Source organism: Streptomyces sp. WZ.A104 (genome assembly GCF_002382885.1).
Taxonomy (GTDB): domain Bacteria; phylum Actinomycetota; class Actinomycetes; order Streptomycetales; family Streptomycetaceae; genus Streptomyces.
The window spans coordinates 64142-86170 of sequence record NZ_NWVL01000028.1 but is presented as its reverse complement, the minus strand read 5'-3'; the positions used below and the strand labels follow the sequence as shown (position 1 = coordinate 86170).

Here is a 22029-nt window from a genome sequence, read left to right as displayed (position 1 = left end):
TTGCTGTTCTGCCCCAACAGGCCGCGACGGCGGGAAAATTCCTGGAGCATATCCACCTCACGGGCCGCGCGCGATGATCTCGCGGGCCAGGGCCGCCAGATCGGGCAGGGCCGGGTGGCCGGGTGCGTCGCGGCGGGCGAGGAGGACCGGGACGCCGGGGGCGTCGTCGAGCGGTACGTAGACGACCCCGGCGTGCGGGTGCATGTCGGCGGTCGAGGCGGTGGACACCCCGTTGCCGCGTCCGGCGGCGATGGCGGTGAGCCAGTCGTCGGTGTTGCCGACGGTGAGGGTGGCGGCGGGCCGGGCGTGGGGAGGCCACAGGCCGATCGTGGTGGTGCCGGAGACGGTGTTGAGGACGACGGGGCCGTCCGCGAGATCGGCGAGGGCGAGCGAGGTGCGCCCGGCCAGTGGCCCGTCCGCGGTGACCGCCGCCACCCGCACCTCGGTGAACAGCACCTCGGCGACGAGCCCCGGCGCGTCCACGGGCCCCCGCAGCAGGGCGGCGTCGACCTCGCCCCGGGTGAGCCCGGCGGTGCGGTCGTCGATCCGGAGCAGTTCCAGCGGGGTCCGGGGGTGCCGCTCCTGCCAGGCCCGCAGCAGCGGGGTGGTGTACGGCCCGAACGCGGACCAGGCGTGCCCGAGCCGCAGGGGCCACTGGCGCAGCCGCCCGGAGTCGAGCGCCTCGTCGAATGCGGCGACCGCGGCGGCGGCCTTGTCGCGGAAGGCGACGCCCTCGGGGGTGAGGGCGAGGTGGTGCGTGGAGCGGTCGACCAGCCGGACGCCCAGGTGCTTCTCCAGTGCGGCGAGGGTGCGGGATACGGCGGGCTGGGTCAGGCGGAGGCGGGCGGCGGCACGGGTGACGTTGAGCTCGTCGGCGATGGCGAGGAAGGCGCGCAGATGCCGGAGTTCGACAGGGCGGCCGGTGGAGCGTCCCGGGTTCATGCGTGGGGAGCATAACGGGAGCTTGATCGGCATTTCACGGAACGCGCGGGGGTCCTTACGGTGAGGGAAAGGCCTTGGCGGGCGAGTGCGAGATGCCGTACTGTCCGGTGCATTGCAGTGCACTGACCTCGCTTTTCTTCCCCGTGTTCGCCCCTCCTCCTCCGGAAGGTCCCCGTGAACGACCAGCGCAGCGCCGCCGCCGCAGAACCGGCCGCCGCGGCCGTCGCCGTACCGGAAGCGGTGACGGCACTGGAAGGCACCGGTCCGGGTCCGGGCGGCCGGGGGAGTGACGTCCGGGGGAAGGCGGGTGCCGGGCGGGCCGGTACCGACCGCAGGGCGGCGCTGGTCCCGGTGGTGCTGGTGATCGCGGGCGGTCTGTCCGTCCAGTTCGGCTCGGCGATCGCGGCGCTGCTGATGCCGAAGGCGGGGGCGCTGGGCGTCGTCACGCTGCGGCTGGCGGCCGCCGCGCTGATCCTGCTGGTGGTCTGCCGCCCGAAGCTGCGGGGCCACTCGCGCGCCGACTGGGGGACGGTGGTCGCCTTCGGCGTCGCGATGGGCGGCATGAACACGCTGTTCTACCAGGCGCTGGACCGTATCCCGCTGGGCATCGCCGTGACCCTGGAGGTGCTCGGCCCGCTGGCGCTCTCCGTCTTCGCCTCGCGCCGCCTGATCAACGTCGTGTGGGCCGGGCTCGCCCTCGTCGGCGTGGTTCTTCTCGGTGGCGGCGGCTTCGACCGCCTGGACCCGGTGGGCGCGGCGTACGCGCTGGGGGCCGGGGCGATGTGGGCGGCGTACATCGTCTTCAGCGCCCGCACCGGCCGCCGCTTCCCCCAGGCGGACGGACTGGCCCTGGCGATGGTCGTTGCCGCACTCCTCTCGCTGCCCCTGGGCATCATGGAGTCGGGGGCGAAGCTGGCGGTCCCCTCCGTCATGGCGCTCGGCGCGGCGGTGGCGATCCTGAGCTCGGTCCTCCCGTACACCCTGGAACTCATGGCCCTGCGCCGCCTGCCCGCCTCCACGTTCGCCGTGATGATGAGCCTGGAACCGGCGATCGCGGCGACCGCGGGCTTCCTCATCCTGAACCAGGCCCTGTCCACCACGGACGCCCTCGCCATCGCCCTGGTCATCGGGGCGAGCATGGGCGCGGTACGCAGTCAGGCGGGGGCGCGGAAGAAGGCGTGAGCCGGGGGTGGTGTCCGCCTCAGCTGTCGGCGGGCAGGATGCGGAAGGCGTCCAGCCCGGGCGTCAGGGGTGCCATGGCCCGGAAGTCGCGCTGGTCCAGGGTGAAGACGCGGTTGGTCCGGTAGCGGTCGGCGAGGGCCACCCCGACCGCGTCGGCCAGGTCCAGTCGCAGGCCTTCGTACTTCTGGCGGACCTCATGGGCGGTACGCAGATCCGCGAGCCTGAGCTCGGCGAGGCGGTACTGCCCGTCTTCCATGCGGGAGTTCAGAGCCTCCATCACCTGCATCGCGGCCGGGAACCCCAGGTCGCGATGGACCAGGTGGTCCAGCTCGGTGACGACCAACGGTGAGATGGCCAGCCGCTCGTGCTCCATGACCCGGGCCGCATCGGAATGCTCGGGCTGCGCGGCGTCGAAAGCGGCGTAGAGGGCCGAAGTGTCGGCGACGATGATCAACGGCGTGCGGCCCGTTCCTTGATGTGCTCGTACACCGACTCGTCCATCTCGTCGGGCGTGCGGGGGCGCCCGCTGTCGAAGACCGGCAGTTCCCGGCTGCGCTTCGGGCGCTCCGCGTGTTCCAGCAGCAGCGTGATGCCGCGCCGGATGAGCTCGGCCTTGCTGACGCCGGTGGCGGCCGATTCGGCGTCCAGCCGCACTTCCAGCGCCTCCGGCAGATACACGGTCGTCTTTATCATGCCGCCTAGATTACCACCCTGCCCTACGTAGGGCAGGGTGGTAAATGTGCTGCGCGCCGGTCACCAGGTGCAGGGCGCCTGAGGGTCGCTGATGGAGTCGGAGAGCTCGGGCGCACGGCAGCGAGGTGCCCAGGGCCGAAAATCATGCAAGCGTGCTTGATTGTTTCCTGGGGCGCTGCCATGCTCCTGGGCACCACACCCGGTCCCGAGGGGAGCGCACGTGTCCGCTGTCGTAGCCGTGATCGATGATCTGCGCGAGGAGGGCGACGAACTCGACGCGCTGGTCGGGGTGTTGGACGATGTGGCCTGGCACGGGCCGACGCCCGCCGCGGGGTGGACCGTCGCCCACCAGATCGCCCACCTCGCCTGGACCGACGCCGTCGCGCTGCTGGCGGCCACCGAGCCGGACCGGTTCGGCGACGAGGTGGCCAGGGCGCTCGCCGCCCCCGAGACCTTCGTCGACGAGGCCGCCGAGGCCCTGGTCGCCGACCACGCCCCGCACGCCCTCCTCGCACGGTGGCGGGACGGGCGGCAGCGGCTCGACAAGGCGTTGCGGGACGCCCCGGCGGGGACCCGCATCCCCTGGTACGGCCCGCCGATGAGCGTCGCGTCCCTGGCGACCGCCCGGCTCATGGAGACCTGGGCCCACGGCCAGGACATCGCCGACGCCCTCGGCGTCACCCGCACCCCCACCGCCCGGCTGCGGCACGTCGCACGGATCGGCGTACGGGCCCGGAACTACGCCTACGCGGTGCGCGGCACCACCCCGCCCGAGGAGGAGTTCCGCGTCGAACTCCGCTCCCCTGGCGGTGAGGTGATCGCGTACGGGCCCGAAGGTGCCGCCCAGCGCGTCACCGGGCCGCTCCTCGACTTCTGCCTCCTGGTCACCCGGCGCGCCCACCGCGCCGACCTCGCCGTCACCGCCGAGGGGCGTGAGGCCGACCAGTGGCTCTCCATCGCCCAGGCGTTCGCCGGACCTCCGGGGCCGGGCCGCCCGCCCCGCGCGGAACAGGACGGCCACCGGTGAGTGCCCCCGCCCCCCTCCGCATCGGCAACGCCTCCGGCTTCTACGGCGACCGCTTCGACGCCCTGCGCGAGATGCTCACCGGCGGCCCCCTGGACGTCCTCACCGGCGACTACCTCGCCGAGCTGACGATGCTCATCCTCGGTCGCAGCCGCCTCAAGGACCCCGAGAAGGGGTACGCCACCACCTTCCTGCGTCAGCTGGAGGAGGGGCTCGGCCTCGCCCACGAACGCGGGGTGAAGATCGTCGCCAACGCGGGCGGCCTCAACCCGGCCGGACTCGCCGACGCTGTACGGAAGTTGGCCGCCAGGGTCGGCGTCCCCGCCCGCGTCGCCCACGTCGAGGGCGACGGCCTGCCCGTCCCGGACGGGTTCCTCACCGCCAACGCCTACCTCGGCGGCGCCGGGATCGCCGTCTGTCTGCGCGCCGGGGCCGATGTCGTCGTCACCGGCCGGGTCACCGACGCGGCCCTGGTCACCGGGCCCGCCGCCGCCCACTTCGGCTGGGGCCCGGACGATCTGGACGCCCTCGCGGGGGCCGTGGTCGCCGGGCACGTCCTGGAGTGCGGCACGCAGGCGACCGGCGGGAACTACGCCTTCTTCGGCGAGCACGACGCGCGCAGCCTGCACCGCCCCGGCTTCCCGCTCGCCGAGATCCACGCCGACGGGTCCTCCGTCATCACCAAGCACGACGGTACGGGCGGCGTCGTCGACCTCGGTACCGTAACCGCCCAACTCCTTTACGAGACCGGGGGAGCCCGGTACGCGGGCCCCGACGTCACCGCTCGCCTCGACACCGTGGCGCTGACCCAGGACGGCCCGGACCGGGTCCGCATCCACGGCGTACGCGGCGAGGCCCCGCCGCCCACCCTCAAGGCCGGTCTCACCCGGCTCGGCGGCTGGCGCAACGAGGTCGTCCTCGTCGTCACCGGACTCGACATCGAGGCCAAGGCCCGTCTCGCACAAGCCCAGTTCGCCGACGCCCTGGCGCGGGGCGAGGCCCGTCCGCCCGCCGAGGTCCGCTGGGAGCTGGCCCGTACGGACCACCCCGACGCCGACACCGAGGAGCGGGCCAGCGCCCTCCTCCGGCTCGTCGTCCGCGACCAGGACGCCGACGCGGTCGGCCGGGCCGTCTCGGGGGCCGCCGTCGAGCTCGCCCTCGGCAGCTACCCGGGCTTCCACGTCACCGCCCCGCCCGGAAAGGGCGCCCCCTACGGAGTGTTCGAGGCGATCCACGTACCGGCGGGGGAGGTCGAGCACACGGCAGTGCTGCCCGACGGGGCGCGGGAGGCCGTCGAACCGCCGGCCCGTACAAGGGAGCTGTCCGAGGTCCACGCATCGCCGCTCCCCGACCCGTACCCCACCGGACCCACCCGACGCGCCCCCCTCGGCCTCGTCGCGGGCGCCCGCAGCGGCGACAAGGGCGGTGACGCCAACGTGGGCGTGTGGGTGCGCGACGACGACGCCTGGCGGTGGCTGGCGCACGAGCTGACCGTCGAGCGGTTCCGGGAGCTGCTGCCGGAGACCGCCGAACTCACCGTCGTACGCCATGTCCTGCCCAACCTGCGCGCCCTGAACTTCGTCGTCCACGGCCTCCTGGGCGAGGGCGTCGCCGCGCAGGCGCGGTTCGACCCGCAGGCCAAGGCGGTCGGGGAGTGGCTGCGGTCGAGGTGGCTGCCCATCCCCGTGGCACTGCTCGAAGACGCCCACGCCCCGGAGGTGACCGCATGACCGTCCTGCCCACCGGGCTCGACACCAACAGCCCCGAATACGCGGCGAATCGGGCCGCCATGGCAGAGAAGCTCGCCGCACTGGAGGCCGAGCACGCCAAGGCGCTCGCGGGCGGCGGCGAGAAGTACGTGGCCCGGCACCGGGGGCGCGGCAAGCTCCCCGCGCGGGAGCGGATCGAGCTGCTGGTCGACCCCGACACCCCGTTCCTGGAGCTGTCGCCGCTGGCCGCCTGGGGCAGCACCTCCCCCGAGTACACGGTGGGCGCCTCGCTCGTCACCGGGATCGGGGTGGTGGAGGGCGTCGAGTGCCTGATCACCGCCAACGACCCGACCGTACGCGGCGGGGCATCGAACCCCTGGACGCTGAAGAAGGCCCTGCGCGCCAACGAGATCGCCTTCGCCAACCGGCTGCCGTGTATCAGCCTCGTCGAGTCGGGCGGCGCCGACCTGCCGTCCCAGAAGGAGATCTTCATCCCGGGCGGCGCCCTGTTCCGGGACATCACCAGGCTCTCGGCCGCCGGAATCCCCACCGTGGCCGTCGTGTTCGGCAACTCCACCGCCGGAGGCGCGTACGTCCCCGGGATGTCCGACCACACCGTGATGATCAAGGAGCGGTCCAAGGTCTTCCTCGGCGGACCGCCCCTGGTGAAGATGGCGACCGGCGAGGAGAGCGACGACGAGTCCCTCGGCGGGGCCGAGATGCACGCCCGTACGTCGGGTCTCGCCGACCACTTCGCCGTCGACGAGCACGACGCGCTCCGGCAGGCCCGGCGTATCGTCGCCCGGCTCAACTGGCGCAAGGCGCACCCCGATCCGGGGCCCGCCGAGCCGCCGAAGTACGACGAGGACGAGCTGCTCGGCATGGTGCCGGGCGACCTGAAGGCGCCCTTCGACCCGCGCGAGGTCATCGCCCGGCTGGTCGACGGCTCGGACTTCGACGCGTTCAAGCCGCTGTACGGGACGAGCCTGGTCACGGGGTGGGCCCGGCTGCACGGGTATCCCGTCGGGATTCTCGCCAACGCGCAGGGCGTGCTGTTCAGCGAGGAGTCGCAGAAGGCGGCCCAGTTCATCCAGCTCGCCAACCAGCGTGACATTCCGCTGCTCTTCCTCCACAACACCACCGGCTACATGGTCGGCAAGGAGTACGAGCAGGGCGGCATCATCAAGCACGGAGCGATGATGATCAACGCGGTCGCCAACTCCGGAGTCCCGCATCTGTCGGTCCTGATGGGCGCCTCGTACGGGGCCGGGCACTACGGCATGTGCGGCCGCGCCTACGACCCGCGCTTCCTCTTCGCCTGGCCGAGCAGCAAGTCCGCCGTCATGGGCCCGCAGCAGCTCGCGGGGGTGCTCTCCATCGTCGCCCGCGCGTCGGCCGCCGCGAAGGGACAGCCGTACGACGACGAGGCGGACGCGGGGCTGCGCGCGATGGTGGAGCAGCAGATCGAGGCGGAGTCGCTGCCGATGTTCCTGTCCGGGCGGCTGTACGACGACGGGGTCATCGACCCGCGCGACACCCGGACCGTCCTCGGGATGTGCCTGTCCGCGATCCACACCGCACCGGTCGAGGGCGCCCGCGGCGGCTTCGGCGTCTTCCGGATGTGACCCGCGCATGAGGAGAGACGTGATCGACACGCTGCTCGTCGCCAACCGGGGCGAGATCGCCTGCCGGATCTTCCGCACCTGCCGGGAGGTGGGCATCGCCACCGTCGCCGTGTACTCCGACGCGGACGCCGACGCCCTCCACGTACGGGAGGCCGACCTCGCCGTACGCCTGCCGGGCTCGGCCCCCGCCGACACCTATCTGCGCGGCGACCTCGTCGTGGCCGCCGCGCTGGCCGCGGGGGCGGACGCCGTGCACCCCGGCTACGGCTTCCTCTCCGAGAACGCCGCCTTCGCCGCCGCCGTACAGGACGCGGGCCTGGTGTGGGTCGGCCCGCCGGTGAAGGCCATCGAGCTGATGGCTTCCAAGACCCGCGCCAAGGAGCTGATGGCCGGGGCGGGGGTACCGCTGCTGGCCCCCGTCGACCCGGCGGCGGCGGGTGAGGGCGACCTGCCGCTGCTGCTGAAGGCGGCCTCCGGCGGGGGTGGCCGCGGAATGCGGATCGTGCGCGAACTCCAGGCGCTTCCACATGAGTTGAGAGAGGCTGCCGCCGAGGCCGCGTCCGCCTTCGGGGACGGGGAGGTCTTCGCGGAGCCGTACGTGGAGCGCGGCCGGCACGTCGAGGTCCAGGTCATGGCGGACCGGTACGGCACCGTGTGGGCGCTCGGGACCCGGGACTGCTCGCTCCAGCGCCGCCATCAGAAGGTCATCGAGGAGGCCCCGGCGCCCGGCCTGGACGAGGTCCTGCGCACCCGGCTCCACGAGGCTGCGGTTGCGGCGGCGCGGGCGGTGGGCTACCGGGGCGCGGGGACCGTGGAGTTCCTGGTCTCCGCCGAGGGGCGGCCGTACTTCCTGGAGATGAACACCCGCCTCCAGGTCGAACACCCGGTGACGGAAGCCGTGTTCGGCGTGGACCTGGTCGCTCTCCAACTGCGCGTGGCGGAGGGGGAGCCGCTGCCCGCGCCGGGACCCCCGCGGGCGGTCGGCCACGCGGTCGAGGCCCGGCTCTATGCCGAGGACCCCGCGCGCGGCTGGCAGCCGCAGACCGGGGCACTGCTCGGGCTGGAGGTGCCGGAGGCGCCCGGCCTGCGCCTGGACACCGGGTACGTGGGCGGCGACACCATCGGCGTGCACTACGACCCGATGCTCGCCAAGGTCATCGCCCACGCCCCGACCCGCCCCGAAGCGGTCCGGCTGCTGGCCCGTTCCCTGGAGCGCGCCCGCATCCACGGCCCGGTCACCAACCGCGAACTGCTCGTACGTTCGCTGCGCCACCCGGACTTCGCGGCGGGCCGGCTCGACACGGGCTTCTACGACCGGCACCTGGCGGACCTGACCGCCCCGGGAGCCGGCGACCCCGCCGTCGCCGCCCTCGCCGCCGCCCTCGCGGAAGCCGCACGCGCCACGAGATCCCCGGGCCCCGCCCCCGCCCGCTTCGGCGCCTGGCGCAACGTCCCCTCGCAGCCCCAGGTCAAGCGCTACCGCAGCGAGCCGGCCGGCGTCGAGTACGAGATCGCCTACCGCACCCCGCGCACCGGCACCCCGGAACCGCACGAGGCACCCGGCGTCCGGGTCCTCGCCGCGAGCCCCGACCGGGTCACCCTCGAACTGGACGGCGTGACCAGGCACTTCACCATCACCACCGACCGGGACCGCGACCGCCGCCGAGTCCACGTGGACACCGCCCACGCCTCGTACACCTTCACCGCCCTGCCCCGCTTCACCGACCCCGCCACGCACGCCGACCCCGGCTCCCTCCTCGCCCCCATGCCCGGCACCGTCGTCCGCCTCGCGGAGGGCCTCGCCGCCGGGGCGGCCGTGGCAGCCGGGCAGCCGCTGATCTGGCTGGAGGCGATGAAGATGGAGCACCGCATCCTCGCCCCCGCCTCCGGCACCCTCACCGCCCTGCACGCCGCCCCCGGCCACCAGGTCGAGGTGGGCGCGCTGCTCGCCGTGGTCCAGGAGGACCTGGGCCCCGCCCCCGCAACGGAGGAGAACGCATGAGCACCGTCCTCGAAACCGAAGAGCACCAGGCGCTGCGCGCCGCCGTCGCCGCCCTCGGAAAGCGGTACGGGCGCGACTACATGACCACCGTCGTCCGCGAGGGCTCCCACACCCACGAGCTGTGGGCCGAGGCCGCCAAACTCGGCTACCTCGGGGTGAACCTTCCCGAGGAGTACGGCGGCGGAGGCGGCGGCATGGCGGAACTCTCCATCGTCCTGGAGGAGTTGGGGGCGGCAGGCTCGCCACTCCTGATGATGATCGTGTCGCCCGCGATCTGCGGCACGGTCATCGCCCGCTTCGGCACGGACGAACAGAAGCGGAAGTGGCTGCCGGGCCTGGCGGACGGGAGTCTCACCATGGCCTTCGGTATCACCGAGCCGGACGCCGGGTCCAACTCCCACCGGATCACCACGACCGCCCGCCGCGAGGGCACGGACTGGGTGCTCACCGGCCGCAAGGTCTTCGTCTCCGGTGTCGACATGGCCGACGCCACCCTGATCGTGGGCCGCACGGCGGACGCCCGCTCGGGCAAGCTGAAGCCCTGCCTCTTCATCGTCCCGCGTGACGCCCCCGGCTTCGGACGGAACCGGATCGAGATGGAACTCCACGCCCCCGAGAAGCAGTTCGAACTCGTGCTGGACGACGTACGGCTCCCCGCCGACGCCCTGGTCGGCGACGAGGACGCGGGCCTCCTCCAGCTCTTCGCCGGGCTGAACCCCGAGCGGATCATGACGGCCGCCTTCGCCATCGGGATGGGCCGCTTCGCGCTCGGCAGGGCCGTGGAGTACGCCCGTACGCGCCAGGTCTGGAAGGACCCCATCGGCGCTCACCAGGCCATCGCGCACCCGCTCGCCACCGCGCACATCGACCTCGAACTGTCGCGCCTGATGATGCAGAAGGCCGCCCGGCTGTACGACGACGGCGACGACGCCGGGGCGGGCGAGGCGGCGAACATGGCGAAGTACGCGGCGGGCGAGGCGTGCGTGAAGACGGTCGACCAGGCGGTCCACACGCTCGGCGGCAACGGCCTGACCCGCGAGTACGGACTCGCGTCCCTGATCACCGCGTCCCGGGTGGCCCGGATCGCCCCGGTCAGCCGGGAGATGATCCTCAACTACGTCTCGCACCAGTCGCTGGGCCTGCCGAAGTCGTACTGACCGAACACGTACCGCCGAAGCCGTACCAGGCGAAGCCGTGCGAGCCGAGTCGCACCAGAGGGCGGCCCGGAGTGAAGAAGCCCGTCCGACCTCTCCCCCTACCACCCCCGCAGGGGTGATTCTGTCCCTCCACACCCGCACGGCGCCCCTGGCGCTCCGGAGCCCCCGGAGCGCCGGGGCCCGCGACGACAGGGGTCCGCCATGGTGTTCCGCAGTGAGTACGCAGACGTACCGGCCCTCGACCTGCCCATCCACGAAGCGGTCCTCGGCGGGGCCGCTCAGCTCGGTGACACCGTCGCCCTGATCGACGGTACGAACGGCAACTCCCTCACGTACGCGCAGCTCGACGCCTTCCACCGGCGCATCGCCGCCGCGCTCGCCGACGCGGGACTGAACCAGGGCGACGTGCTCGCCCTCCACAGCCCGAACACCATCGCGTACCCGGCGGTCTTCTACGGCGCCACACGCGCCGGGGCGTCCGTCACGACGGTCCACCCGCTCGCGACGGCCGAGGAGTTCGCCAAACAGATCGGCGACAGCGGGGCGCGCTGGATCGTGACGGTCTCCCCGCTCCTGGAGACGGCCCGGCGGGCGGCCGAACTGGCGGGTGGCGTCAGCGAGATCTACGTCTGCGACCGGGCGGAGGGCCACACCTCCATCCTCGACATGCTGTCCTCCACCGCTCCCGAGCCGCAGATCACCATTAACCCCGGCCAGGACGTGGCGGCACTCCCGTACAGCTCCGGCACGACCGGCACGCCCAAGGGCGTGATGCTCACGCACCGGTCGATCGGCACGAACCTGGAGCAGCTGCGCCCGGTCATGCCCATGACCGAGGGAGAGCGCATCCTCGCGGTCCTGCCGTTCTTCCACATCTACGGCCTGACGGCGCTCATGAACGCCCCGCTGCGCTGCGGCTCGACGGTCGTCGTCCTGCCCCGCTTCGACCTGACGCAGTTCCTGGAGACCATCCAGGCCCACCGGATCACGGCCCTGTACGTGGCTCCGCCGATCGTGCTGGCCCTGGCGAAGCACCCGCTGGTAGGTGAGTACGACCTGTCCTCGCTCCAGTACATCGTCAGCGCCGCGGCCCCGCTGGACGCCGAGCTGGCGGACGCGTGCTCGGCCCGGCTGGGAGTGCCGCCGGTGCGGCAGGCGTACGGGATGACGGAGCTGTCGCCCGGTACGCACGTGGTGCCGCTCTCCGCCGAGCGGCCGCCGCCGGGCACGGTCGGCAAGCTGCTGCCGGGTACGCAGATGCGGATCGTGTCCCTGGAGGACCCGGCGAAGGACGCCGCGCCGGGCACGGACGGCGAGATCCTCATCCGCGGCCCCCAGGTGATGAAGGGCTACCTGGGCCGCCCGGACGCCACCGCCGCGATGATCGACGGGGACGGCTGGGTGCACACGGGGGACGTCGGCCGCATCGACGAGGACGGCTGGCTGTACGTCGTCGACCGCGTGAAGGAGCTGATCAAGTACAAGGGCTACCAGGTCGCCCCCGCCGAGCTGGAGGCCCTGCTGCTGACCCACGAGCAGGTGGCGGACGCGGCGGTGATCGGGGTGTACGACGCCGAGGGCAACGAGGTCCCGAAGGCGTTCCTGGTCAGGAGCGCGGGGGCGGACGGCCTGACGGCGGAGGACGTCATGGCGTACGTCGCCGAACGCGTCGCCCCCTACAAGAAGGTGAGGCAGGCCGAGTTCATCGAGGCGGTGCCGCGTGCCGCCTCGGGCAAGATCCTCCGGCGCGAGCTGCGCGACCGGGAGAAGACGGAGGAGAAGTGACCTCGATTGCCAAGTCCTGGAACCGGGGCGTGGCGACGCTGACCCTGGACTCCCCGGCGAACCGGAACGCGCTGTCGGCGGCGCTGGTGGGAGAAGCGCGGGAGGCGCTGGAAGCCTGCGCCGCCGACGACACCGTACGGGCGGTCGTCCTGACCCACACCGGGACGACGTTCTGTGCCGGGGCGGACCTGACGGCGCCGCCCGACCCGGAGGCGTTCGTGGGCCTGATGCGGGCGATCGTGGAGCTGCCGAAGCCGGTGGTGGCCCGGGTGGAGGGCCACGTCAGGGCGGGCGGCCTGGGCCTGCTGGCGGCGTGCGACATCGCGGTGGCGGGCCGGGCGTCGTCCTTCGCCCTGACGGAGTCCCGCCTGGGCCTGGCCCCGGCGGTGATCTCCCTGACGCTCCTGCCGCGCCTGGACCGTACGGCGGCGAACCGCTACTACCTCACCGGGGAGCGGTTCGGCGCGGCGGAGGCGGCGAGGATCGGCCTGGTCACGCAGGCCGCCGGGGACCCGGAGGACGTGGACCGGGCGCTGGCCCCGGTCCTGGACGGGCTGCGCAGGGCGTCACCGCAGGGGCTGGCCGCATCGAAGGAGCTGGTCACGGCTACGGTTCTGAAGAGATTCGACCAGTACGCCGAAGACCTCATCGCCCGCTCCGCCGCGCTGTTCGCCTCCGAGGAGGCCAGGGAGGGGATGACGGCCTTCCTTGAACGACGGGACCCGGCATGGGTGCGGTGACCTCTTCGTCCGCTTCTTCCACTCCCAAAGCCGCTCACGCGCCCAAGCAGGACCGCAGCCGGGCGACGCGACAGCGGCTCCTGGAGGCGGCGGTGGCCTGCCTGGCCGAACACGGCTGGGCAGGCTCCACCGTCTCCGCCGTCGCCGAGCGCGCCGGGGTCTCGCGGGGTGCGGCCCAGCACCACTTCCCGACCCGCGAGGACCTGTTCACGGGGGCGGTGGAGTACGTGGCGGAGGAACGCTCGGCCGCCCTGCGCGCGCTGCCCGTGCAGGGCCGCGCGGACGTGGTGGCGGCCCTCGTCGACCTCTACACGGGCCCGTTGTTCCGGGCCGCCCTGCACCTGTGGGTCGCCGCCTCCAACGAGGACCAACTGCGCCCGCGCGTCACGGAACTGGAGGCGCGGGTGGGCCGCGAGACCCACCGCATCGCCGTCGAACTCCTGGGCGCGGACGAGTCGCGCCCGGGCGCCCGCGAAACGGTCCAGGGGCTGCTGGACATGGCCCGCGGCCTGGGCCTCGCCAACCTCCTCACCGACGACACCGCCCGGCGGGCGCGGGTGGTGGCGCAGTGGGGGGCGCTGGTGGAGGAGGGGCTGGGCTGAGCCCCGGCCGAGCCCGTACGGCGGTGTGCGGACAGTGGCGTACAGGGGGTCAGCCCTGGGAGGCGCTGCCGTCGTAGACGTTGTCAGGCGTGGCGACCCGGGTGACCGCGCGGGCGAGCAGGGTGGACGGCTCCTGGGTCCCGCTGAGGGAGTCCGTATTGATCATGATGACCATGGTGGCCTTCTGTGCGGGCAGGTAGACGGTCACGGTCTCGTACCCCGGCAGGGAACCGTTGTGCCCGATCCACCCGCCGGTCTCGAAGATGCCCAGGCCGTAGCTGAGGCCCGGGAACCCGGTCGGCAGGGTCCTGAGCCGCTGCGCCTGGGTTTCGGGGCTCAGCAGTTCCCCGGTGGCGACGACCTTGGCCCAGCGGCGCAGGTCGTGCAGATCGGAGATCATCGCACCGGCGGCCCACGCCCAGCTGGGGTTCCAGTCCGTGGCGTCCTCGGTCTCACCGCTCAGCGTCTGGTCGGTGTAGCCGTGCGCGTGCGGCTCGGGGAACTCGGCCCCGGTCGGGAAGAGCGTGTTGTGCAGGCGGGCCGGGCGGAGCACCCGCTCGTGGATGACGCGGTCGAGCCTCTGCCCGGTGACCTTCTCGATCACCAGGCCGAGCAGGACGAGGTTGGAGTTGGAGTACTGGAACTGCGCGCCCGGCTTGAAGGTGTTCTTGTGCTTCATGCCGTACGCGAGCACACCGCGCGGGGTGAACGAGCGGTACGGATCGCTCAGCAGGTCGTGCACGAAGTCCGGGTCGGCGGTGTACGGGAACAGTCCGCTGCGCATCCCGGCGAGCTGGCGGAGCGTGATCCGGTCGCCGTTGCGCACGCCGGGGACGTAGGCGGAGATCGGGTCGTCCAGCTTGACGAGCTTGTCGTCGACGAGTTGGAGCAGCGCGGTGACCGTGAAGGTCTTGGTCTCACTGCCGATCCGGATACGGGTGTCGGCCGACATCGGCTCGCGGGTGACCGTGTTGGCGACGCCGTCGGCGTGGACGTAACTCCCCTTCCCCGGCATCCACAGCCCGACGACGGCGCCGGGAATGCCGGCCTGCTCGCGGACGTCCTCGATGGCCCTGTCCAGCCTTGCGGTCAGCTCGGGGCCGAGACCGCCGGGAGGACAGTCGTCCTCGCCGTGCGGGGTGTGCCGGTCGTGCTGATCGTTCCTGTGCTGCCGGTCGTGCCGATCGAGGCCCGCGGCGTGGACCGCCGGGGCGGGAGCCACGGCCATCGGGGCCAGGACGGCGGCCGCGAGCAGCATCGCGGCGAACAGACGTCGGGTGGGGGAGCGTCGCATGTGGGGGTGCCTCTTCCGGACGGGGGAGGGGGGCGGAGCGGACGCTACGACACCATCCGGACCCGGCCTCCGCACCGCATCCCGGCCGCGCCCTGCCAAGTCCACTCGATCGGAGCCGCGCGGTAGCGGCCGTCTGCTGCGGTGGCGTCAGGAGGACTGGGCCCGGGGGCGGTCGCGGGAGTCCTCACCGGCCGGGACGGGTGTCGCCTGGTGGTAGTACATGCGCCAGGCCGTCCCCGTGCCGTCGGGCTGCCTGCGCCACAGCGAACTGCGGCGGGCCCGCCTGCCGTCGATGAGGCTCTCGTAGGTGAGGTGCACGATCCCGGGTGCCAGGACGACCCCGGTCATGCCGGACGGCTCGTGGCGCGGTCCGCGCGCGTCGCCGCCGTCCAGATCGGGGAGGGCATCGATCATCTCCGCGTACGTCCACCGCCGCCCCGAAGAACCGACTTCGACGAACTCAGGGTCGAGGAGCTGCTGGGCGAGCGATGGGGAGGAGCGGACGGCGGGGTCCATCAGTCGCAGCTCGGCGGCGATGGCGGCGTCGACGTCGGTCGTCTCTTGGCTCATCCCGTCATTCTCCGTCGCGGAGATCGGTCACCGTGCAGCGGAGGCCGGGGGCCGCCGCGAGCTTTCGGTCCGCTGTCACGAGCTCGGCGTTCAGCATCTCTGCCAGGGCGACGTAAGAGGCGTCGTAGGGCCACATGTTGTGCCGGAGCTCCCAGATACGGGGCAGCAGGGGAGCGTGGTCGTATCGGTGCAGCTGCATGCGCCCCAGCAGGTCCAGCGCTCGGACGGCCTCGCTCTCGGGCAGCTTGTTGCCGCGGACCAGGCCGCGCAGGACCGATGCGCACTCCAGATCTACCGCGTGCGGCGCGGCGAGCCGACTGCCTGCTGTACGGGTCCGGACGCGTTCGGCGAGGGCGTCCGACCCCACGAGGAACTCCACGAGTGCTGAGGTGTCGAGAACCTGCACATTCACGAACGAGCCTCGCGCAGCTCGGCCAGGGCGTCGGACACGTCGTCGGCGGTGACCTGCCCGCGTGCGGCGATGCCGCGTGCCTGCTCGGCGGCTTCCTCAGGGGTCAGCAAGGCCGCCTCGCCCATCAGGAGCTGAAGGAGATAGGCCTGAAGGGACTGCCCGGACCGGGCGGCTCGGACCTTCAAGGTCGTCACTGTCTCGTCCGGGACTTCGCGAAGGTGGATGGTAGCCATGAAAGCATTCTAGATGCATTGAAAGCATTCTGCTAGCGATGTGTGGGCGGGGCTGGGCGGAGGGGCACGGGCGGGTCCGCCGGACTTCCGGCCTCATCGGACCCTGAGCAGCTCACGGAGACCGGCGACGTGCGCGCCGACGTCGGGGCCGTCCGAGGTGTCGGGGATCGCTGGGGGCTCGGTGCGGTGATCGGGACGGCAGCGGCGGCAGAGGCCGTCGGGGAGGGCCTCGGGGCGGCCGGGGATGCCGCAGTCGGTGCACTCCACCAGGAGGTGGCGTGGGGAGTCGGGGGCCGGGCCGTGGGGTGAGGCGCCTTCGGCGGGCAGCAGGGGCGGCATCTTGTCGATGAGTCGGGAGCGGACGAAGCCGAGGGGGTGGTCGACGTGGGGCGGCAGCCCTGCGGTGAGGGCCATGGTCAGGCAGCCGACGGTCATGCCCCGGGCCAGCCACTTCGCCGCCAGCGCTTCCAGGCCGGCGCAGTCGCCGGCGGAGAGCGTCAACCGCTCGTCCTTGCGCCCGAGGTGAGCGAGGGCGAGGTAGGCGGGGGAGGGCGGCGCCCCGGCCCGGGCTGGGGCTTCGCCCGCGCCGCCGGTCGCGCTTCTGCTCCCGGTCGCGCCTTCGGTCTCGCTCCCGGTCGCGAGGCGTTGGTGCGGTACGGGGGTGGGGGCCAGGACCGCCGCAGGTTGAGGGGCCCCGTCCGGCCGCGGGGCCTCGGTAGCCCGCGAGGCCTCGGGGCCCTCAGCCGCTGCGGATGGCGGTTCCTCGGCCGGGACCCAGGGCGGGGGCGGCGGGGCAGCGGTGTCGGGAGTGCCGGGGGTCGGTGCCGCCGGTGCCGGGCTGGCGGGCCGGTGGGCGTTCTCGGCGGTCAGGTAGGCGTTCCACCACTCGTTGTCGCGGGCGGTGCGCGACCAGTAGGTCCGGAAGACCCAGCGCGTCTCGTCCCCCACGCCGACCTCGCACCGGGCGCGCCGGAGGTGCCCGGCGACGGAGAGCGTCTTCAGTGCGGTGCCGATGGCCTGTTGCCCGTAGAGCGGGAGCTGCTTGGCCAGGGACTTCACGCTCATCAGCGCACCTTCGGGGAGGCGGTCGATGAACCCGGCGACATAGCGCTCGCGGAGGGGGAGGAAGGCGAAGTCGCCGGAGGTGGGCGGAAGTTGCCGTGGTGCCGATTGTTTGCCGTAGCCGGGCTTCGCCATCGGGTGTGCGGGTGGGGATGCGGGGGTGAGCGGGGCAGAGCTAAGGTGCTGCGTAGCCACGGGATCGACCTTTGCTTGGGTGTTTCGGTCTTGCGGTGAGACCCCGGCCTGGTGCTTGCTACACCGCGTCGGGGTCGTTTGGTTCTCGAACCGTAAGCAGTCGCGACGGCGCGCCGCAAGCCACCGCGAATAGTCATACTTGCTGGCCGTGACGGGTCGGGTGGGTAGGGAGGGTTTCCCCAACCCCCTTCTCCTACCTGCCTGTTAAAGAAGAAGCTCGAATCCCGGGTATCGCATCCCGACGCTCGAACCCCGGGCCCCGAGCTTCGGGCCGGGACCCCGTTCACGTACACCCGGAAGAGTGAAGAGGACCTCTCGAAGCCAGGAACCCGAGCGTCGGGACTCGGGGACCGGAACTCGTGACCGCGATTCGGGACCCGGGAACGATCACTTCCAGACGGCGACCGTCTCGTTCTTGGTGCCCTCGACCCATGTCACCTCGGACGGTGCCGAAGTGTCGCCCTCGGCGCTGAGGTAGATGCTGCATGCCTCGTACGTCTCCCCCTGGGGGGCCTTGTTGAAGTCCGAGGAGGACTGGTCATCGGTGCACTTCTCGAACTTCGGCGCCGGGGAGTAGCTCAGCTCACCGTCATCGCCGACGGTGGGGGTGGGGAAGCTGGGCAGGATGCTCAGACGGGTGAGCCGATTCTTGTCGTTGGCGACGTCGAAGGAGGGGCCTTTGACGGAGCCGTCCTTGGTCTTGGTGACGCGGTAGTGCAGGTAGTACGGCGTCCGCCCGTCGTACTTCACGGCGTCCTTCAACGAGGCAAGATCCCCGGTGCTTCCCGCCTCGACCCTCACCACCGTCACATCGACGCCGTCACCGGTGGCCTCCTCCCCGTACCCGAGCTCCTGCCCGGACCCGGAACAGGCGGTGAGGGCGGCGGCGGACACGGCGAGCAGGGCGACGAGCGGTGGGCGGATCTTCACGGTGGTCCTCCAGGACGACGGTTGGTCTACGGCCGAGTCTGTGGCAACCAACGGGCCGATAGCGGGGATTGGGTGCAATCGCCACGTGACCACTCCCACGCCGTTCCTGGCTCTTCGGTTCCTGTTCATTCCGCGCCCACGGGCTGTTGGGCGGATCAGTGAGCGTTTGCAGCGCCGCCTCTCCAGGGTGAGGGAGGCCTTGGCGATTGACGTCATTCGATTCGGGCTGCACCGCGATCCGCGATAGATGCGCCAGGACTTGAGTCGTGCTTCTCACGTTCGACGGGCGATCGGGGCGTGGCCCGTGCCTGGCGATCACCGAGTTCGCCTCGCTCCGGGCGAATCTCAGGGCAAGGACTACCGCGAGGATACGGAGGGCGGCGGCACCAGCCTCGGGCGCGCGAAATCCGTGTTGTCGATGACCGCGTCCATCCCCGGCAGCGGGTCCACCTCGTCGAGATAGATGCGCTCGGCCGCCAGATACCGGTCGCGGTGGATCGCCTCCGCGTCCGAGCCCGCCCAGTCCTGGTCGCGCTCCGCGCCCCGGCGTACGGAGAGTTCGGCGTCCACGTCCATCCAGATGCGGAAGTCCCAGTACGCGTCGATCTCGGGCCGGAACGCGAAGACGCCGTCCACGATCAGCACCGAGTCCGGGGTGAGCGGGGTCCTGTCGGCCACGTGGTCCTTCTGTGTGAGCGGGTCGATCGAGCAGAGAGCGCAGAAAGCCGCCTCGGGGGAGCGGCAGGGGTCCAGGAGGAGGCGCTTGGCCGTGGCGTAGTCGTACGCGTTGCGGTAGTAGCCCTCGCCGGATTCCCGGTCGTACAGGTGGCGGTCCTTCCACGGGTTCTTGAAGTCGTCGAGCGTGGCCCGCAGCACGGGGCGGCCCGACTTGGCTATCTCCGCGCCCAGTTCGTGGCCGAAGCTCGTCTTTCCCGCTGCCGTGAAGCCGTCGATTCCTACGAGCAGGCGGCCCGTTCCGCCCGTCAGGACCCGGTCCGCGAGCGACGAGACCAGGAGGCTCCGTTCAGGCCGGTGCAGCCCGGGTTCAGGCGGGGTTGAGTTCGGCGGCCCCGAAGGAGACGCTGAAGCGGGCGCACCAGATGCTTACGCTCGTGAACCGGTCGAGGTCGATGTCGGTCGGCAGGGCGTAGTTCTGGTCGCCCTTGTTGCCCTTGAGCTTGCCGAGGTTCTCGTACGCGCCATCGTCGAACACGCGCCAGCCGGCCGTGCCCTCCTTGACCGGGGCGTCGGTGATCCACACCTGAAGATCGGGGCCGTTGCTGGTGTCCAGGCCCTCCAGGCGCAGCGTCCGTGAGCCGTCGGGCAGGAGCACCACCTTGACCGTGCCGGTCGTGCGGTGCTCGTGGCTGATCAGTTCGCCGGTCGCCAGTGTCGTCGGTCCCGGCGGGGACGTGGGCGCGGAGGCGCCTGGGGCAGGGGGAGCCGTCTGCGGCGGGGCGGTGGGCACGACCAGCTCCTCGCGTACGGTCTCGTCCTGCCACAGCTTCCAGGGCTGGAACCAGTACAGCCCCGCGGTCGCAACCAGGGCGAAGGCGATCAGCGCGCCGACGATCACCGGCCGACTCCAGGGCCGTCGCTTCGGGGTGTCTCGGGGCGTCGGGTCGGGCATGGTCACGGTTCCTGTTCTTCTTCGACCTGCCGGGCGGGTGCGGCCGCGGACGAGTCACTGCTCCTGAGAGGGCGGGAGGCGCGGGATTCACCCTACGAAAGATGAATGGACGTAAGGGGCTTCAAGTTCTTACGAAACCGGGACGTCCGCGGCCGGGCCGGGGCCTGCCCACCCGGTCGGCCCGGGCCGGTGCGAGGCTGAAGGTATGCAGACATCACCGCTGGACGCCGGGCTGCGTGTGCTCGTCGTGGACGACGACCTGACCGTGGCCGAGGTCGTCGCGGGGTACCTGAGCCGCGCCGGGTACGAGGTCATCCGCGCCGATGACGGGCCGGCGGCCCTGGAGTGCGCCGCGCTGCACCGGCCCGACCTGGTGGTCCTGGATCTGATGCTGCCCGGTATGGACGGTCTGGAGGTCTGCCGCCGACTGCGTGCCGAGGGCCCGGTGCCGGTCATCATGCTCACGGCACGCGGCGACGAGGAAGACCGCATCCTCGGCCTGGAAGTGGGTGCCGACGACTACGTCACGAAGCCGTTCAGTCCCCGCGAGCTCGTTCTGCGCGTCGAGTCGGTACTGCGCCGCAGCCGCACCGGTCCGGCCTCCGATCCCGGGGCACCGCTGCTGGCGGACGGCCTCCGGGTGGACCCGGTGGCACGCCACGTGTCGAAGGGGGAGGCCGAGCTGACTCTGACCATCCGGGAGTTCGATCTGCTGGTCTACCTGCTGCGCAACCCGGGGCGGGTGCTCGGCCGCGAGGAGCTGATGCGTGAGGTGTGGGGTTGGGAGTTCGGCGACCTGTCGACCGTCACGGTCCACATCCGCAGGCTGCGCGGGAAGGTCGAGGACGACCCGGCCAGGCCGCGGCTGATCCAGACGGTGTGGGGTATGGGCTACCGCCTCGACGTGGCGGACGAGGCGGCCGAGGGCCCCTCCGCGCGGCCCGGCCGACCTGAACGCTCGGGCAGCCCCGTGCCGACCGATGAACCCGGACGCCCAGACCGCCCCGTGCGGCCCGGCCGACCCGGACGCTTCACGACGACCGAAGGCTGACCTCATGCTGGACATCCTCATCATCGCCCTCCTGGCCTTCCTGGGGGCCGCCGTGGCCGGCCTTCTCGGTGCCTTGGCCCTGCGGCTGCTGAGGCGCCGATCCCTCGTGGTCGTTCTCGCCGTCGTCGCGGCCGTCGCGGTCCTCGCGATGCTGCTGGGAACGCTGGCCGTGGCCTGGGAGATGTTCCTGTCGCCGCACGACCTGAACGTCATCGTGATCGTCGTGGCGATGGCCGCCGTGGTCTCGCTGGCCACCGCGCTGCTGCTCGGCCGCTGGGTGGTCGCCCGCAGTGTGGCCCTGACCGAGGCGGCCCGCTCGTTCGGTGACGGCGGAAGCTTCTCCGCGCCCGTGCACGCGGCGACCGCGGAGCTGACGGCGCTGAGCGCGGAGCTGGCGTCCAGCAGTGCCAAGCTGGCGGAGTCGAGGGACCGTGAACGCGCCCTGGAGGCCTCACGGCGCGAGCTGGTGGCCTGGATCTCGCACGACCTGCGTACCCCGCTCGCCGGTCTGCGCGCCATGTCCGAGGCCCTTGAGGACGGTGTGGCGGCCGACCCCGATCGCTATCTGCGCCAGATCCGCACCGAGGTCGAACGCCTCGACACACTGGTCGGCGACCTCTTCGAGCTGTCCCGCATTCACGCGGGCGCGCTCGCCCTGAGTCTCGCCCGGATCTCGGTCTACGACCTGGTCGCCGATGCCATGGCCGGGGTCGACCCGCTCGCCGAGGAGCACGGCGTACGACTGGTGGGCGAGGCCGTCGACCGGGTGCCGGTGGAGGTCGACAGCAAGGAGATGAGCCGTGTTCTGGGCAACCTCCTCGTGAACGCGATCCGTCGCACCCCAGCCGACGGCACCGTCGCGGTGGCCGCTCAGCGCACCGAGGACGGTGTCGTCCTGTCGGTCACCGACGGCTGCGGCGGCATTCCCGAGGAGGACCTGCCGCGCGTCTTCGACACCGGCTGGCGCAGTAACCACGCCCGTACGCCGCCGGCCGGAGCGGGGCTCGGCCTGGCCATCGTGGCGGGCATCGTCGAGGCTCACCAGGGGCGGGCCGCCGTACGCAACGTGGCGGGCGGCTGCTGCTTCGAGGTCACCCTTCCCACGGCGGGCGCCCAGGTGGGGTGACGGCCACGGCCGGTGTCGCCGCGCGGGTCCGGCCGGGGCAACCGCCCCGCCGGGCGCCCCGCCAC

At 72.2% G+C, this 22029-nt stretch carries 22 protein-coding genes and 1 pseudogene; 11 read left to right on the top strand and 12 right to left on the bottom strand.

Going from position 1 to position 22029, the window contains the following annotated elements:
- Positions 1–57: 57 nt before the first annotated feature.
- On the bottom strand, positions 58–942 hold the full coding sequence (locus CIB93_RS17195; protein WP_096627737.1) for a LysR family transcriptional regulator: 885 nt from the start codon (positions 940–942) through the stop codon (positions 58–60).
- A gap of 174 nt (positions 943–1116) precedes the next feature.
- Between CIB93_RS17195 and CIB93_RS17190 the strand changes: the two genes are divergently transcribed.
- Positions 1117–2124 (top strand): DMT family transporter, encoded by a 1008-nt coding sequence (locus CIB93_RS17190; protein ID WP_096627736.1) that lies wholly within the window; start codon positions 1117–1119, stop codon positions 2122–2124.
- A gap of 19 nt (positions 2125–2143) precedes the next feature.
- On the opposite strand, the gene CIB93_RS17185 is transcribed toward CIB93_RS17190, so the two are convergent.
- Positions 2144–2578 (bottom strand): type II toxin-antitoxin system VapC family toxin, encoded by a 435-nt coding sequence (locus CIB93_RS17185; protein WP_096627734.1) that lies wholly within the window; start codon positions 2576–2578, stop codon positions 2144–2146.
- On the bottom strand, positions 2575–2817 hold the full coding sequence (locus tag CIB93_RS17180; RefSeq protein WP_096627732.1) for a CopG family transcriptional regulator: 243 nt from the start codon (positions 2815–2817) through the stop codon (positions 2575–2577). The genes CIB93_RS17185 and CIB93_RS17180 overlap by 4 nt, the downstream gene beginning before the upstream one ends.
- Before the next feature lie 220 nt (positions 2818–3037).
- Between CIB93_RS17180 and CIB93_RS17175 the strand changes: the two genes are divergently transcribed.
- From CIB93_RS17175 to CIB93_RS17140, 8 genes are all read left to right on the top strand, one after another.
- Positions 3038–3844 carry a TIGR03084 family metal-binding protein gene (locus CIB93_RS17175; RefSeq protein WP_096627731.1) on the top strand — a complete coding sequence of 269 codons (807 nt, stop codon included), beginning with the start codon at positions 3038–3040 and terminating at the stop codon, positions 3842–3844.
- Positions 3841–5571 (top strand): acyclic terpene utilization AtuA family protein, encoded by a 1731-nt coding sequence (locus CIB93_RS17170; RefSeq protein ID WP_096627729.1) that lies wholly within the window; start codon positions 3841–3843, stop codon positions 5569–5571. The genes CIB93_RS17175 and CIB93_RS17170 overlap by 4 nt, the downstream gene beginning before the upstream one ends.
- A complete protein-coding gene (locus CIB93_RS17165; RefSeq protein ID WP_096627728.1) occupies positions 5568–7175 on the top strand; it encodes an acyl-CoA carboxylase subunit beta in 1608 nt (535 codons plus the stop codon). Before CIB93_RS17170 ends, CIB93_RS17165 begins: the two co-directional genes overlap by 4 nt.
- Before the next feature lie 7 nt (positions 7176–7182).
- Positions 7183–9177, top strand: a complete 1995-nt coding sequence (locus CIB93_RS17160; protein ID WP_179500143.1) for a biotin carboxylase N-terminal domain-containing protein — start codon at positions 7183–7185, stop codon at positions 9175–9177.
- On the top strand, positions 9174–10334 hold the full coding sequence (locus CIB93_RS17155) for an acyl-CoA dehydrogenase family protein (protein ID WP_096627725.1): 1161 nt from the start codon (positions 9174–9176) through the stop codon (positions 10332–10334). Before CIB93_RS17160 ends, CIB93_RS17155 begins: the two co-directional genes overlap by 4 nt.
- 201 nt (positions 10335–10535) lie before the next feature.
- On the top strand, positions 10536–12119 hold the full coding sequence (locus CIB93_RS17150; RefSeq protein ID WP_096627724.1) for a 4-coumarate--CoA ligase family protein: 1584 nt from the start codon (positions 10536–10538) through the stop codon (positions 12117–12119).
- On the top strand, positions 12116–12859 hold the full coding sequence (locus CIB93_RS17145) for an enoyl-CoA hydratase family protein (protein WP_096627722.1): 744 nt from the start codon (positions 12116–12118) through the stop codon (positions 12857–12859). Before CIB93_RS17150 ends, CIB93_RS17145 begins: the two co-directional genes overlap by 4 nt.
- The gene (locus tag CIB93_RS17140) at positions 12847–13461 is read left to right on the top strand and encodes a TetR/AcrR family transcriptional regulator (RefSeq protein ID WP_096627721.1); all 615 of its coding nucleotides are present in this window, start codon (positions 12847–12849) and stop codon (positions 13459–13461) included. The genes CIB93_RS17145 and CIB93_RS17140 overlap by 13 nt, the downstream gene beginning before the upstream one ends.
- A gap of 49 nt (positions 13462–13510) precedes the next feature.
- Here the strand turns inward: CIB93_RS17140 and CIB93_RS17135 are convergent, their stop codons facing one another.
- From CIB93_RS17135 to CIB93_RS17100, 9 genes and pseudogenes are all read right to left on the bottom strand, one after another.
- Positions 13511–14755 carry a serine hydrolase gene (locus CIB93_RS17135; protein ID WP_096627719.1) on the bottom strand — a complete coding sequence of 415 codons (1245 nt, stop codon included), beginning with the start codon at positions 14753–14755 and terminating at the stop codon, positions 13511–13513.
- A 147-nt stretch (positions 14756–14902) separates the two neighbouring features.
- Positions 14903–15325, bottom strand: coding sequence for a DUF4440 domain-containing protein (locus tag CIB93_RS17130; RefSeq protein ID WP_096627718.1), 423 nt, complete (start codon positions 15323–15325; stop codon positions 14903–14905).
- Between the two features lie 4 nt (positions 15326–15329).
- A complete protein-coding gene (locus tag CIB93_RS17125) occupies positions 15330–15737 on the bottom strand; it encodes a type II toxin-antitoxin system VapC family toxin (protein WP_096627716.1) in 408 nt (135 codons plus the stop codon).
- Positions 15734–15970, bottom strand: coding sequence for a hypothetical protein (locus tag CIB93_RS17120; protein ID WP_096627715.1), 237 nt, complete (start codon positions 15968–15970; stop codon positions 15734–15736). Before CIB93_RS17120 ends, CIB93_RS17125 begins: the two co-directional genes overlap by 4 nt.
- Before the next feature lie 93 nt (positions 15971–16063).
- Positions 16064–17227: a MarR family transcriptional regulator gene (locus tag CIB93_RS17115; RefSeq protein ID WP_257002229.1), complete on the bottom strand. Its 1164-nt coding sequence runs from the start codon at positions 17225–17227 to the stop codon at positions 16064–16066.
- Positions 17228–17614: 387 nt separating this feature from the next.
- The gene (locus tag CIB93_RS37480; RefSeq protein ID WP_143660060.1) at positions 17615–18157 is read right to left on the bottom strand and encodes a hypothetical protein; all 543 of its coding nucleotides are present in this window, start codon (positions 18155–18157) and stop codon (positions 17615–17617) included.
- Between the two features lie 171 nt (positions 18158–18328).
- Positions 18329–18471: pseudogene (locus CIB93_RS17110) on the bottom strand (IS5/IS1182 family transposase); the annotation flags it as partial.
- Between the two features lie 43 nt (positions 18472–18514).
- On the bottom strand, positions 18515–19111 hold the full coding sequence (locus CIB93_RS17105; RefSeq protein ID WP_257002232.1) for a uridine kinase: 597 nt from the start codon (positions 19109–19111) through the stop codon (positions 18515–18517).
- 91 nt (positions 19112–19202) lie between these two features.
- Positions 19203–19787 carry a DM13 domain-containing protein gene (locus CIB93_RS17100; RefSeq protein ID WP_096627710.1) on the bottom strand — a complete coding sequence of 195 codons (585 nt, stop codon included), beginning with the start codon at positions 19785–19787 and terminating at the stop codon, positions 19203–19205.
- Positions 19788–19992: 205 nt separating this feature from the next.
- Between CIB93_RS17100 and CIB93_RS17095 the strand changes: the two genes are divergently transcribed.
- Together CIB93_RS17095 and CIB93_RS17090 are read left to right on the top strand one after the other, a co-directional pair.
- Complete coding sequence (locus tag CIB93_RS17095) at positions 19993–20838, top strand: response regulator transcription factor (RefSeq protein WP_096627709.1); 846 nt, start codon at positions 19993–19995, stop codon at positions 20836–20838.
- A 4-nt stretch (positions 20839–20842) separates the two neighbouring features.
- Positions 20843–21964, top strand: coding sequence for a sensor histidine kinase KdpD (locus CIB93_RS17090; protein ID WP_096627754.1), 1122 nt, complete (start codon positions 20843–20845; stop codon positions 21962–21964).
- Positions 21965–22029 lie beyond the last annotated feature (65 nt).

Coding starts and splice junctions, on each gene's coding strand:
- CIB93_RS17150 (WP_096627724.1), top strand. CDS start 10,536: ATGGTGTTCCGCAGTGAGTACGCAGACGTACCGGCCCTCGACCTGCCC.
- CIB93_RS17090 (WP_096627754.1), top strand. CDS start 20,843: ATGCTGGACATCCTCATCATCGCCCTCCTGGCCTTCCTGGGGGCCGCC.
- CIB93_RS17195 (WP_096627737.1), bottom strand. CDS start 942: ATGAACCCGGGACGCTCCACCGGCCGCCCTGTCGAACTCCGGCATCTG.
- CIB93_RS17140 (WP_096627721.1), top strand. CDS start 12,847: ATGGGTGCGGTGACCTCTTCGTCCGCTTCTTCCACTCCCAAAGCCGCT.
- CIB93_RS17135 (WP_096627719.1), bottom strand. CDS start 14,755: ATGCGACGCTCCCCCACCCGACGTCTGTTCGCCGCGATGCTGCTCGCG.
- CIB93_RS17160 (WP_179500143.1), top strand. CDS start 7,183: ATGAGGAGAGACGTGATCGACACGCTGCTCGTCGCCAACCGGGGCGAG.
- CIB93_RS17120 (WP_096627715.1), bottom strand. CDS start 15,970: ATGGCTACCATCCACCTTCGCGAAGTCCCGGACGAGACAGTGACGACC.
- CIB93_RS17180 (WP_096627732.1), bottom strand. CDS start 2,817: ATGATAAAGACGACCGTGTATCTGCCGGAGGCGCTGGAAGTGCGGCTG.
- CIB93_RS17095 (WP_096627709.1), top strand. CDS start 19,993: ATGCAGACATCACCGCTGGACGCCGGGCTGCGTGTGCTCGTCGTGGAC.
- CIB93_RS17100 (WP_096627710.1), bottom strand. CDS start 19,787: ATGCCCGACCCGACGCCCCGAGACACCCCGAAGCGACGGCCCTGGAGT.
- CIB93_RS17165 (WP_096627728.1), top strand. CDS start 5,568: ATGACCGTCCTGCCCACCGGGCTCGACACCAACAGCCCCGAATACGCG.
- CIB93_RS17155 (WP_096627725.1), top strand. CDS start 9,174: ATGAGCACCGTCCTCGAAACCGAAGAGCACCAGGCGCTGCGCGCCGCC.
- CIB93_RS17130 (WP_096627718.1), bottom strand. CDS start 15,325: ATGAGCCAAGAGACGACCGACGTCGACGCCGCCATCGCCGCCGAGCTG.